The following is a 12430-nucleotide window of genomic DNA, read 5'->3' as shown; positions in this document are numbered from 1 at the left end:
ATCTACCTTAAATCAAAAATACTAAAACCAAAAGCACAAAAAAGCCAAAAATCATCAATCTCAAATTTGCGCCCAAATTTGTCCCGTCGTTTGCGCCTTGGAGCGCAAAGCCCATTTTTAGTAGCGCCTTGGCGATTAGATCTACAATGCTATCAATGATCGCGCTATCTATTTTGGCGCAAATTTGGCTTATGATTTTATAGCTTCCCACTATGAAAATGTCGTAAAATTGCGGTATGAAATACTGCGCGCTTAAAATTTTGTAAATTTTAGAATTTTTCAAATTTGGGCTAAATTTTGCGTTTTTATACGCAAAAATTGTAGCGATTGCCACAACGCTAATAGCACCTAGCGTTAAGGCGATTAGTAAAATTTCGGTGTTGTGCGAAATTTCATTATGAAAGCTTGGCAAGACATAGCCCACAAAGCCGTAAAACTCAGGCGCGAAAAAGCCACAAATTATCGCCAAAACTGCCAAAACGCTCATTGCAAGCAGGGCATAAGACTTCGCTTCGTGCGGGTGGTGGTCGTATTTTTTATCGCCAAAAAAGACAAGCATTAAAAGCCTAAAACTATAAAATGTAGTCAAAATCGCGCCAAAAAACAAAACCGCCCAGATAAAGTGCGCCCCACTGGCAAAGGCAGTTTCTAAAATTTTATCCTTTGAGAAAAATCCAGAAAATGGATAAAATCCGCAAAGTGCTAGCGAACCGATACTCATAAGCGCAAGGCTAGGTTTCATAAATTTAGCCAGCGCGCCCATTTTTTGGATATTTAGTTTGCCCGCCATAGCGTGCATTACATTTCCAGCCCCAAGAAAAAGAAGCGATTTAAAAAACGCATGAGTTACAAGGTGAAAAAGCGCGATAGCATACGCCCCAAGCCCTGCTGCTACGAACATATAGCCAAGTTGTGAGAGCGTAGAGTAGGCTATGATTTTTTTAAGATCATTATGCACGCACGCCATTGACGCGGCAAAAATCACCACAAACGCTCCAAGATAGGTGATAGCTTGCGCCACATCAGGGGCGAGCGCAAAGATAGAATTTGCTCTAATCACCAAATAAACGCCAGCCGTAACCATAGTCGCAGCGTGGATTAGAGCAGAAACTGGCGTCGGTCCTGCCATAGCGTCAGCTAGCCATGTGTGAAATGGAAACTGCGCGCTTTTGCCCATAGCACCGATGAAAAGCAATGCAGCAATGAGCGCAAGTGCGCCCCTATCGGCACTGCTAGCATTTGCTAGGACATCATCATAGGCAAATGAGCCGAAATTTAGATAAATCGCAAAAATTCCAAGTAGCATGGCAAGGTCGGCTACGCGGTTCATGATAAAGGCTTCATTCGCGCACCAGCTGTTATTATCCCTATCGTGCCAAAAGCCGATTAGTAGCCACGAGCAAAGCCCCACGCCCTCCCAGCCGATAAAAAGCCCGATAAAATTATCGCTTAGCACCAAAACTAGCATTGAAAAGACAAAAAGTCCAAGATAAGCGAAAAATTTGGCAAATCCCGGGTCATTTTGCATATAATAAATCGAATAAATATGCACCACGGAGCTTACGATCCCCACGGTAATCGCCATAATCGTGCTAAGAGAGTCAATCATCACGCCGTATTTTATATTTAGTTCGCCCACGCTTATGAAATTTGCTAGCGCAATGTCCATACCGCCGTTTTGCAGGACAAATTCCACTAGCCACAGCGAAGCGATTGTGCTAAGCACTATTAGGCACGAGCAGATGACGCCTACGAATAATTTATCCCTAAATTTGATAAAAATCCCAGCGAAAATTGCCGAAACTAGCGGGGCAAAAAGTGCGATTAATAGCCAAAAAAACATAGTGTCAAGCATTTTTTTCTCCGCGTGGAATTTTAAAATTTACAAAACTATCTGTTTCGATACTGCCTGTTTTTTTATACCACAAAATCAAAAGCGCTAGTCCCACGGCAATCTCGCTAGCAGCGATTGCGATGATAAAAAGGGCGAAAATTTCGCCATTTAAATTTTGGTGAAATTTAGCGATTGCCACAAGGGCTAAATTTGCAGAATTTAGCAAAATTTCGGTTGAGAAAAATAGCATTATTAAATTTTGCCTTTTCATAACCCCCACAAGCCCCAAAACAAACATAAGACTTGCCACGATTAAATAGTGATTTAGGCTCATGCTTCCTCCTTTATCGCGCTCTCTTCGTAGCTTTGGCAAATATCCATTTGCTTCTGAGTTAGCACGATAGCGCAAATCATCGCCACAAGTAGCATTATGGCGACCACCTCGAAAATCAGCAAATATTTCGTAAAAAGCAGAGTTCCGATAGCTTGGATATTGTCGCTATTTGGGATTTTAAGGCTTGGCGCGTCATTTGCGATGAGCGCACCTGAGATGATTAGCACTAGCAAAAGCGCGATAAAAACGGCTAAGGTGTAGAAAATTTTGGCATGTTTTGCGCTCTCTTTAACATTTTTGCTAGCGTCAAAAAACATAAGCGAAAACCCATACAGCACCATTACTGCGCCCGTATAGACTATGATTTGCACTACGCCTAAAAATTCAGCCCCAAGCAAAAAGAAAAATCCGCTCAAAAATATCATGCCACCAGCTAGCGCGCTCATAGCATAAAGCAAATTTCGCGAAAACACGCTCACGCTAAAAAGCCCTAAGGTAAGGATTGCGAAAAAATAAAACGCAAAAGCCTCTATCATAAGCTCTCCTTTTCATCGCTAAAATACGCAGTAGGCGTGCGCTTCACGCGCACTCCCGCGTTCGCGTCCAAGCTTCCATAGCCCTCAAATTCTTTATTTGATTCTACCAAGCACAAATCCTCGCCCCTGCTTAAAAAATCCTCTTTAAATCCATAATACGCCCGCTGTTCGCTTGCTAGCTCGTATTCGCTTCCATGCACGATTGCGATTTCTGGGCAGACATCAGCACACAGCCCACAATACACGCACCTGCCTAAATTTATGGAGTAGTTTTCGACCTTTTTGCGCCCGTCGCTTCCAAGGCTAGTTTGCATGGCGATACAATTTGAGACGCAGATTTTTTCGCACAGCCCACAGCCAATGCAGCGCTCATTTCCGCTTTCTAGCAGTCTCATTAGCCTATGCACGCCACGATACCTTAATCCCAAATCAAATTTTTCTTGCGGATAGATTAGAGTGTGTGTATTGCCACGGGCTAGCATTTGGCGAAGCACGACCCAAAGCCCCACAAAAAGCTCGCCCCTAAATGTGCGAATTAAAAATTCTCTAAATTTGTCTTTGTTATTTAAAAGTGGTTTTCGTTTGTCGATTTCTTTGTAAATTCCCATAATCTTTCCTATAAAATCACAATGCCAGTGATTAAAATGCTAAGTAGCGCTAGTGGCATGCAAACCTTCCAACAAAGCGCCATTAGCTGGTCTGGGCGCAGGTGCGGAAATGCTGCTCTGCTCCATAAAAACAAAAAGAAGAAAAAGCCCGCTTTAAGGGCTATCATCACCCAGCCAGGAATAAACCAAAAGCTATTGTATCCGCCAAAAAATATGAGCGAGATTACGACAGAGTAGGTTATCATATTGGCGTATTCGCCGATGAAAAACATACCGCCCCTTAGCCCAGAATACGCCGTGCTAGCCCCTGCTAAAAGCTCGGTTTCGTTCTCGGTAAGGCAAAGTGGCGTGCGGTTACACTCCACAAACGAAGCGATTAAAAATAGCGCGAAGCACACAGGCTCTTTCCACACAAACCACTTCTCAATCCCGCCACTTTGGGTATTTACGATATCAATCAGTGAGAGTGAGCCCACAATCATAATAATCGGAATTAAGCTTAAAGCATTAATAACCTCAAAGCTAATTAGCTGTAAAAACGCGCGAAATGAGCCGATTAGGCCGTATTTATTATAGCTTGCCAAACCTCCGATAACTAGCCCATAAACGCCAGCAGCACTAGCTCCAAGCAAAAACAAAAGCGCGACATTTATATCAGCGATAATCGGGCGAATAGTGTGCCCAAAAAGGCTAAATTCAGGCAAAAGTGGCACTACGCTAATAGCCACAAGCGCAGCTGCTGCTGAGATAATCGGCGAAATTTTATAAAGAAACTTATTTGCATGCGTTGGAATTGTATCTTCTTTGGTGATTAGTTTAATCATATCGGCTACAACTTGAAGCACGCCAGCAGGCCCCACGATAGCAGGACCTAATCGGCGTTGCATATAGGCGATGACCTTGCGCTCGATATATGTCGCAAAGCCCGCCATTGTGGCGATTAGAGCGATGATGATTAGACATTTGGCAAAGGTAAATGCGAAATTTAGGGCAAACTCACTCATTATTGCCTCCGATTTTTTCGATTTTCACGGCCTTGTAGCGCGAATTTACAAAAATATTTTGCGTAGGGATTTTTGCGTCGAAATACGGCAAATAAATTCCGCAAAATTCATTGTCAAATTTTACTTTGACTACGATTTTTTCGCTCTCGCACTCGATTTTTACCATATCGTTTAGAGCTAAATTTAGCTCTTTTGCAATGCTTGGGTGCATAAATATCGCGCCACTTTCGCCAAGACCTGCGCTAATGCCAGTAAATGCGTTAAAGTGGTGAAGCGGGTTTGCTTCATATATTAAAATTTCGCCATTTTTAGCGCAAATCTCATCTGAAACAAAAATGTCAAATTTATCAGCATTTGGCGAAATTTGGCGGTTTTGCAGAGCGTATCCACGGTGATTTTCCCCGCAGTTGTCGTAAAAATTCTCTAAATCATCAAATTTGATTTTTTCGAAATATTCGCCCAAATTTGGCGTGTATGAAATCGCAAAAGTGGCATTAATGCCAAGGGCGTTTGCGATATCGTTTAGCTCGTATCCGCCGTATGCCAATGCCGCATTTGTCGGCACTACGCGCTTGTCGTAATTGGTAAATGTGCCCTCTTGCTGCACTAGGCTAGGCGCGTGCAAATCCGCTTCACTCACGCCAAATTTAAAATTGCCGTCCTCGTTGTATCCTAAAATCTCGCCAGCCCCCTTTTCGCTAAGGTTGCAGATTAGCGCCACGCCAAGGCTATTTGTGCGAGGCGGTATGATTAAGACGCTAAAATTCGTGTATCGCTCAACCATGCCAAGCAATTTCGCAAGGGTACCAGCGCGCGGGTGCTTGATAAAATCCTCGCCGATGATTAGGGCGGGATTTTGGGCGTTTTGGCAAATTTCGCGGAGGGCGTTTTCGTCTAAATTTAGGTTTTTTGCGAAATTTGAAATTTTATTTTCGCCTGAAATTTCAAAATTTGCGCCCAGTTTTTTATCCAGCCACTCTGGCATTTGTGCGCCAAAATTTTGTAAAATCCATAGCAGAATTTGCGCTTCCAAACCCGCCTTGTGCTGGCATGAGATGAGATTTTTGCCAAATGCGTCTAGCCCGCTATCACGCATGGCGTGAAAATACAGAGCGCGCGATTTTCGCACTTTTAGGGCGTTATTTAGCGCATAAGCCAAATTTGGCGCGTCCGAGCGCAAAAAACTGCCCGCACACACGATAAAATCGCTATTTCGCACGGCTTGTTCGCTCCCGCTGTATAATTTCATACCGCTATATTCGCTAAAATTTCGCAAAAAATCTTGATATCTTTTGGCTTCAAAGTTTATCAAATTTAGGTCAAATTTTTCACGCAAAAGCTCTAAAATTCGCGCTTCCTCGTTTGTAATAAAGCTGTTAAATTTGATATTTTTGATAACGCCAGTTTTTATTTTTTCTACAATTTCATTAAATTTGACTTCGTCTTTGCGCGCATTTTCGTTTGAAAAATCCCAGCCAAAGCGCGCCCCGGCGTGAAGAGGGGCAAAATTTATATCGCTAGTAACTCTGTAAATTTTCTCTTTTGGCTCGGAAATTGAAGTGCGTTTTACCTCGTAAAAAAGCAGTTCGCAATCGCTCGTGTGCGGGTTGGAGGCTGGTATTTTGCGAAGCTCCCAAGCATTTGAGCTGTATTTAAACGCACTCACGCTTAGCGCGCCAGTAGGGCACGCGGCCGCGCACTCGCCGTAATTTACGCAATCATCATCATCGCTAACGCGCGCGATTAGGCTTTTTTGCATTTTATTTAGCACGGCGTAGGCGTCTTTTGGCATGCTATCTTTTAAATTTGGACTTAGTGGCTCGCTCTGGCGCGCTACTAGTTTAAAAGCCTCAAATCCAAGGCGATCTTTGGCGGCTTTTATGCAGCGTTCGCACACAATGCAAAGGCTAGGATCGTAGCTCAAAAATCCCCAATCCTCGATTTTTTTCGCGCTATCAACCACGGCGAAGGATTGAGCGCTAACGCGCATTTGCTGGGTTAGGTTTTGCAATTCGCACTCGCCACTTTTATCGCATACACCGCATTCTAATGGGTGATTTATGCAATAAACCTGCATTATGGCGTTGCGCTCTTTGCTTAAATTTGGCGAGTTTGTGATCACGCTCATGCCATCTTTTGCCTTGGCGTTACAGCTATATACTACCTTTTCATCGGCCTCGACCATACACAGTCTGCACGCTAGCGTGGGCGTTGCGCCATGCAGGTAGCATAGAGTCGGGATATAAATCCCGTTTTCGCGCGCGATTTCTAAAATGCTCTGCCCTTCGCTAAATTCGCAAATTTGCCCGTCGATTGTAATTTTTGCCATTAAACCCTGCTTATTTTGGCTATTTCGAAGTCATAGCCACTGAAATTTTCTCCCCCAAAACCAAGTCTTGCGACCGTGCCTTTTAAATTTGCGTCTAACTCAAATTTGCGTTTTACGCTAAAATTTGGCGTGCTTATCTCGCACATATCGCCGTCTTTGATCTTTGCGACCATGCTAAAATACGCCCCACCGACGAATTTATCATCGAGGCTGTGTTTAAAAACCACGGCGCCGTCGAAGTTTTCAAGCTCTTTTAGCTCGCTTAAATTTTGCTTTTGTGGGCAAAATTCCTCGCCATTTAGGCGCAAAATTTTAAATTTATACTCATCTTGCAAAAGCGATAAAAATGTTTGGATATTTTCTTTATCGCTGTGAGTGTCGATAAGAGCGTCATCTATAATGAGGATTTCGCAACCACACAAAAATTCGCTCAAAACCTCGATTTCCTCGTCTCCGACATTGCTCTCTGCGCTCATAAACGCATCGTCTAAATCCTCAAAAAACGCCTTCTGTGTGGCGCTCAAATTTGGCAAATTTATACATAAAAGCGCCAAAACATAGCCCTGTGCGCCGATTTCGCATTTGATTAAATTTTCATAGCCCTCATCTTGCAGGGCAGAAAGGGTTAAAATTTCATCATCTTTAAATTTTTCCCATAAATTTGGTGCTTGCAATCTTAGCAACGAAGCGCAATTTAGTATTTTCATTTTTTTCCTTTTCTAGCGACTATCATCCAGTCGGCTTGGTTGTATCTAAGTGAGTTTAAAAGTGTCGAATTTAGCCCTTCCACGAGGTTTGCACTGGCTTTGATTTGGTCGAATTCGCCCATTTCAAAGATAAAAATCATAGTCTCGTTTGGGGCAGAGTTTTTCAAAATTTCCCCCATGCGGTTTAGGAAATTTCCCCGTAAATGGCGCAAATCGTATCGTTTCATCGATCCACCTCGCCAAGAAGTATGTTTGAACTACCGATTATCGCGGCTGCGTCGGCTAGGTAGTGGCCTGGCAGTATCTCCTCATACAGCGCGCAGTGCCAAAAGCTAGGTGTGCGCACTTTGAGCCGATACGGGCGCGAATCCCCTGTGGAGTAAATGTAGTATCCAAGCTCGCCCTTTGGGGTCTCGGTAGCGTGATAAATCTCGCCAGCAGGGGGTTTTAGCCCTTGTGTAATTAGGACAAAATGTTGCATTAGCGAGTAGTTTTGCGTCATAATCTGCTCTTTGCTAGGGCTTACAAATTCCGGATTATCGGCTAAAATTCCAGCTGGCGAGCTTTTATACAGCCCCGCACACTGGCGCAAAATTTTAAGGCTTTCCTTCATTTCGGCGATATAGCATTTATACCTAGCGTAGCAATCCCCAGCGTTAGCGTAAGGCACATCGAAGTCTAGCTCGTCGTAGATGAGATAAGGCTCCTCTTTTCTGATATCCCATTTATGCCCACTGGCTCTTAGCATGACGCCAGAACAGCCCAAATTTAGGGCGTCTTCTTTGGAGATTACACCGACATTTTGGGTGCGCAAAAGCCAAATTCTATTATTATCTAGCAAATCTTCAAATTCTTTAATATCATTTGGGAACTCATCGCAAAAGCTAAGCATTTCCTCACACCAAAGCTCAGGCAAATCCACAAAAACGCCACCGATTTTTATACTATTGTGCGTTAGCCTCGCGCCGCAGTATTTTTCTATGAGATCCAATGCATGCTCGCGCGAGCGAAAGCAGTATAAAAACACGCTCATAGCCCCGATATCTAGGGCGTGCGTGCCCAAAAAAAGCAGGTGAGAGCTAATGCGATTTAGCTCTAATAAAATCGTGCGAATAATCTGCGCTCTGCGTGGCACCTCGATACCGCACAACTTCTCCACAGCAGCGCAAAACCCGTAGTTATTCGCGCTTGCTGCGATATAATCCATGCGATCAGTTACTGGCACAAATTCGCTATAAATCATATTTTCTGCCATTTTTTCCACGCCTCGGTGCATGAAGCCAACCTCTGGGCGTGCGCGCACGATTAGCTCGCCGTCGAGTTCTAAGACTAATTTTAGCTGACCATGCGCGCTAGGGTGTTGGGGGCCGAAATTTAGTATCATATTGCCTCCAACGCGCGTAAATTCGGCATTTTCGAAAAATGGTCTAAGTTTGGTCGGTTTTTGCATTATTTTCTCTCTGTTATGATTTTGTGTGCGCCGCGTTTGGCCTTTTTGATGAAGCGAACTCCGCCAGTTTCTTGGTATTCTTGCGCGCTAGCTTTGCTCGGTCTAGCCTCGCCGTAAGGGGTTTCGTGATTTATGCGCGAGAAATTAAAGGTATCTTTGTCATCAACCATAGCCGAATCGCGGTTTTCCTCGCCGATTAATTCTCTACTTTCGCGCCCGAAAATTTTATCCACCTCATACCATTTGGCAAATTCGTCGCCTTGGAGTGGATATGATTTTAAAAGTGGGTGGCCAAACCAGTCATTTGGCATTAAAATTCGCCCCAAATTTGGGTGGCCCGCAATCCATACGCCCATCATATCGTATAATTCACGCTCCGCCCAGTTCGCGCTTTTAAAAATACCTGTCGCGCTTGGCAGATACTCGCCGGTTTTTACGAAGCATTTTGCTCTCATACGGCGCGCTCTGTGTATGTCAAGCAACTGATAAAAAACCTCGATTCCGCCGCTTTTAGCTATGAAATCAACCCCACTTAGCTCGCATAAAATTTCATATCCTAGCTCTTTGCATGCTTGAAGCGCAGGCAAAATTTCATCTTTTTGTATGTAAATTACAAGGGTATCAAATTCGACATAAGCATTTAAAATTTCAAATTTGGCTAAATTTGATAAATTTTCAAAATCATCGCTAAATTTGGAATTTTTCGGGTCAAATTTTTCACTTTTTTTGGGGACGAAAAATCTATCGTTGTAGTAGTTTTTCGCGCTTTTATCGCCCTTTGGTGTGTATTTTCTCATCAAATTAGCCTTTTTGGTTTTTGCGTTCTACATGCTCTTTCGCGGCGGATTTTTTTCTGCAAAATCATCAGCGCAAACTGCAATGTCTCTGGTCTAGGCGCACAGCCTGGCAGGTAAATATCCACAGGCACCACTCTATCGCAGCCCTGAACCGTAGCGTATGTGTTAAACATACCGCCTGTATTGGCGCAAGAACCCATTGAAATCACCCATTTTGGCTCGGGCATCGCGTCGTATAGTCTGCGGGTAAATTCGGCGTGTTTTTTCGTAAGCGTGCCTGCGATTATCCATCACATCGGCTTGTTTGGCTGAGGCGCGAAAAATCGTCCCAAACCTGTCGAAATCATACCTGCCAGCGCCTGAGGCCATCATCTCTATCGCGCAACACGCTAGCCCATAGGTCATAGCCCACAGCGAATTTGACCTGCCCCAATTTATCAGCTTATCGGCAGTGGTGAGCACGATAGGAAGGCCATTTTCTTTGGTGTAGTCTATTTTGTGCTCTGCCATGAAAGTGCTCCTTTTTTCCACGCATAAACAAATCCTACGCCAAGCAATGCGATGAATAAAATCATCTCGGCAAATCCAAACGCGCCTAAGAGTTTGAAATTCACAGCCCACGGAAACATAAAGATAATCTCAACATCAAAAAGTATAAACAAAACCGCGACTATGTAAAAGTGTGAATTTATCGAATTTGGCTGTTTTACGGCCTCTGGACCTGCTTCGTAAAAATCATTTTTCAATCTCTCATCATTGCGATTGGCGAGTTTTTTACTGATAATCGAGCTTGATTTCACGGTGAGTGAAAACACGCAAAACGCCAAAATAAACATAATAAAAATGCCTAAATATGACGAATCGTTTGGAAGTCTTGACATTTTTTACCTTAAATTTGAAAATTTGGCTTAATTTTATCATTTTATGATTTATAAAATCTTACTTTGCGTTTTAAATAAGCTTTTTCATAAAAATTTAAGAAAAAAGATAAAAAATGTCAATATAAATTTTGCCCCTGTTTTTTAGTTTTTTTTAAATGGATAAAGGGTAGAATTGAAAGGTTATTTTTAAATTTTTGGGGATAAATTTTGAAAACACAAAAAATCAACCTCCTTTTAATCGGCATAACTCTTGGCGCACTGATTTATTTTTTTATTTGGGGTTTTGGATTTATAGGAAATGCTAATAAGCTAATCTTCGTAATCTCCGTATTTTTGGGCGTTTTCATGGCGTTTAACATCGGCGGAAACGATGTGGCAAATAGCTTTGGCACAAGCGTGGGAAGCGGGACGCTGACTATCACGCAAGCTCTTTGTATCGCGGCTGTGTTTGAAGCAAGTGGCGCAATCATTGCTGGTGGCGAGGTTACGGCGTCGATTAGAAGTGGGATTATTGATTTTGGCGGCTCTCACATACACCCGAGCGATTTTATTTATATTATGATGAGTGCGCTTTTTGCGGCTGGGGCGTGGCTGCTTTTCGCTAGCAAGCACGGACTTCCGGTTTCAACCACGCACGCGATTGTAGGCGGAATTGTGGGTTCTGGCGTAACGCTTGGATTTTTGATGAATAATCCTGAAATTTCAGCCCTAGGCTTAGTGCAATGGGGTAAAATCGGCAAAATCGCCAGCTCATGGGTGCTATCGCCACTTCTTGGAGGATTGATTTCGTATGGTGTGTTTTGGCTGATTAAGCACTATATTTTGGATTATAACAAATACGCGCAAATTCGCATTGACCGCATAAAACGCGAAAAAAAGGCACTTCGCAAACTACACAAAAAAACATTTGAAACGCTCGATGATATCCAAAAAATCGCCTACGCAGAGGCTGTCAATCACGATATCTACGCTATGAAAGACCCTGATTTCGATCCGAGCGAGTTAGATAGCGATTATTATAAAAAAATCGTAAATTTGGATAGGAAAAAAGAGGGCTTAAAATCGCATAGAGCGCTAGAATTTGGAATTCCAGCCGTGGCAGGAATTGGGGCGTTTGTAATCTCATCAATGCTGATTTTTAAGGGATTGCAAAATTTAGATTTAGGGCTAAGCGATATTCACAACTACCTAATTATCGGCATGGTTACGGTGGTAACTTGGCTTTTGATGTTTATTTTCGCCAAGACTTTGCGCAGGTCCGATCTGCATAAATCGACATTTTTGATGTTTAGCTGGTTGCAGGTCTTAACAGCGTGCGGATTTGCCTTTTCGCACGGCTCGAACGATATCGCAAACGCCGTAGGGCCGTTTGCTGCGATACTTGATACACTTGCGAGTGGTTCGATTAACGGCGATAGCCCTGTGCCGCCGCAAATCATGGTAATGTTTGCCGTAGCGCTTATCGTGGGGCTTTGGTTTGTAGGAAAAGAGGTAATCGCCACCGTGGGGACGAATCTGACCGAGATACACCCTGCCTCTGGATTTAGCGCGGAGCTAGCTAGCGCAATCGTAGTCATGGTAGCCTCTGTGCTAGGGCTTCCGATTTCATCGACGCATGTGCTAATCGGCGCGATTTTGGGAATCGGCGTGGTCAATGGCAACACAAACTGGTCTTTGATGAAGCCAATAGGGCTAGCGTGGATTATCACGCTTCCCGCCTCATCGCTTTTAGCCGCGGTGATGTTTATAGTTTTAAGGCATGTGATTTAAATTTTAAATTTGGCGTTACGAGAAATGCGAAGCATTTCCATAAAATAAAATCAGCTAAATTTAGAAAAACGCAGTTTTTCTAAATTTAGCCACTTCTAAGGTTTTACAGGGGTGGGGGTTGGTAAGGGGGAGGGTAGCGTCTCCTAAAAAGCGCGCCCTCCCCCTTACAGAGAATTTCAC

Annotated in this window: 12 protein-coding genes and 1 pseudogene; 1 reads left to right on the top strand and 12 read right to left on the bottom strand. The window is 43.5% G+C overall.

Annotated features, from left to right (window positions below; genetic code table 11):
* Positions 1-7 precede the first annotated feature (7 nt).
* The 12 genes and pseudogenes from nuoL to OFN91_RS03285 form a co-directional block, all read right to left on the bottom strand.
* Entirely contained in the window at positions 8-1855 is a 1848-nt protein-coding gene (nuoL, locus tag OFN91_RS03340; RefSeq protein ID WP_270873274.1) for an NADH-quinone oxidoreductase subunit L, read from the bottom strand.
* Positions 1848-2168, bottom strand: coding sequence for an NADH-quinone oxidoreductase subunit NuoK (nuoK, locus tag OFN91_RS03335; RefSeq protein ID WP_270873273.1), 321 nt, complete (start codon positions 2166-2168; stop codon positions 1848-1850). Before nuoK ends, nuoL begins: the two co-directional genes overlap by 8 nt.
* Positions 2165-2704: an NADH-quinone oxidoreductase subunit J gene (locus OFN91_RS03330; RefSeq protein ID WP_270873272.1), complete on the bottom strand. Its 540-nt coding sequence runs from the start codon at positions 2702-2704 to the stop codon at positions 2165-2167. Before OFN91_RS03330 ends, nuoK begins: the two co-directional genes overlap by 4 nt.
* Positions 2701-3312, bottom strand: coding sequence for an NADH-quinone oxidoreductase subunit NuoI (nuoI, locus tag OFN91_RS03325; protein WP_270873271.1), 612 nt, complete (start codon positions 3310-3312; stop codon positions 2701-2703). The genes OFN91_RS03330 and nuoI overlap by 4 nt, the downstream gene beginning before the upstream one ends.
* A gap of 8 nt (positions 3313-3320) precedes the next feature.
* Complete coding sequence (gene nuoH, locus OFN91_RS03320) at positions 3321-4316, bottom strand: NADH-quinone oxidoreductase subunit NuoH (RefSeq protein WP_270873270.1); 996 nt, start codon at positions 4314-4316, stop codon at positions 3321-3323.
* Positions 4309-6645, bottom strand: coding sequence for an NADH-quinone oxidoreductase subunit G (locus OFN91_RS03315; RefSeq protein WP_270873269.1), 2337 nt, complete (start codon positions 6643-6645; stop codon positions 4309-4311). Before OFN91_RS03315 ends, nuoH begins: the two co-directional genes overlap by 8 nt.
* Complete coding sequence (locus OFN91_RS03310; protein WP_270873268.1) at positions 6645-7352, bottom strand: hypothetical protein; 708 nt, start codon at positions 7350-7352, stop codon at positions 6645-6647. Before OFN91_RS03310 ends, OFN91_RS03315 begins: the two co-directional genes overlap by 1 nt.
* Positions 7349-7579 carry an NADH-ubiquinone oxidoreductase subunit E family protein gene (locus tag OFN91_RS03305; RefSeq protein WP_270858441.1) on the bottom strand — a complete coding sequence of 77 codons (231 nt, stop codon included), beginning with the start codon at positions 7577-7579 and terminating at the stop codon, positions 7349-7351. The genes OFN91_RS03310 and OFN91_RS03305 overlap by 4 nt, the downstream gene beginning before the upstream one ends.
* Positions 7576-8802, bottom strand: coding sequence for an NADH dehydrogenase (quinone) subunit D (nuoD, locus tag OFN91_RS03300; RefSeq protein ID WP_270873267.1), 1227 nt, complete (start codon positions 8800-8802; stop codon positions 7576-7578). Before nuoD ends, OFN91_RS03305 begins: the two co-directional genes overlap by 4 nt.
* Positions 8802-9599: an NADH-quinone oxidoreductase subunit C gene (locus tag OFN91_RS03295; protein WP_270873266.1), complete on the bottom strand. Its 798-nt coding sequence runs from the start codon at positions 9597-9599 to the stop codon at positions 8802-8804. Before OFN91_RS03295 ends, nuoD begins: the two co-directional genes overlap by 1 nt.
* A pseudogene (locus OFN91_RS03290) lies at positions 9599-10109 on the bottom strand (NuoB/complex I 20 kDa subunit family protein). Before OFN91_RS03290 ends, OFN91_RS03295 begins: the two are co-directional and overlap by 1 nt.
* On the bottom strand, positions 10091-10480 hold the full coding sequence (locus OFN91_RS03285) for an NAD(P)H-quinone oxidoreductase subunit 3 (protein WP_270873265.1): 390 nt from the start codon (positions 10478-10480) through the stop codon (positions 10091-10093). Before OFN91_RS03285 ends, OFN91_RS03290 begins: the two are co-directional and overlap by 19 nt.
* A gap of 207 nt (positions 10481-10687) precedes the next feature.
* Here OFN91_RS03285 and OFN91_RS03280 point away from each other — a divergent pair, with 207 nt between their 5' ends.
* Positions 10688-12250: an inorganic phosphate transporter gene (locus OFN91_RS03280; RefSeq protein WP_270872113.1), complete on the top strand. Its 1563-nt coding sequence runs from the start codon at positions 10688-10690 to the stop codon at positions 12248-12250.
* The last annotated feature ends 180 nt before the right edge of the window (positions 12251-12430 follow it).

Origin of the sequence: Campylobacter sp. JMF_08 NE1, assembly GCF_027737875.1 — a bacterium.
Taxonomy (GTDB): Bacteria; Campylobacterota; Campylobacteria; order Campylobacterales; family Campylobacteraceae; genus Campylobacter_B.
This window is presented reverse-complemented; position numbering and strand designations above follow the sequence as displayed.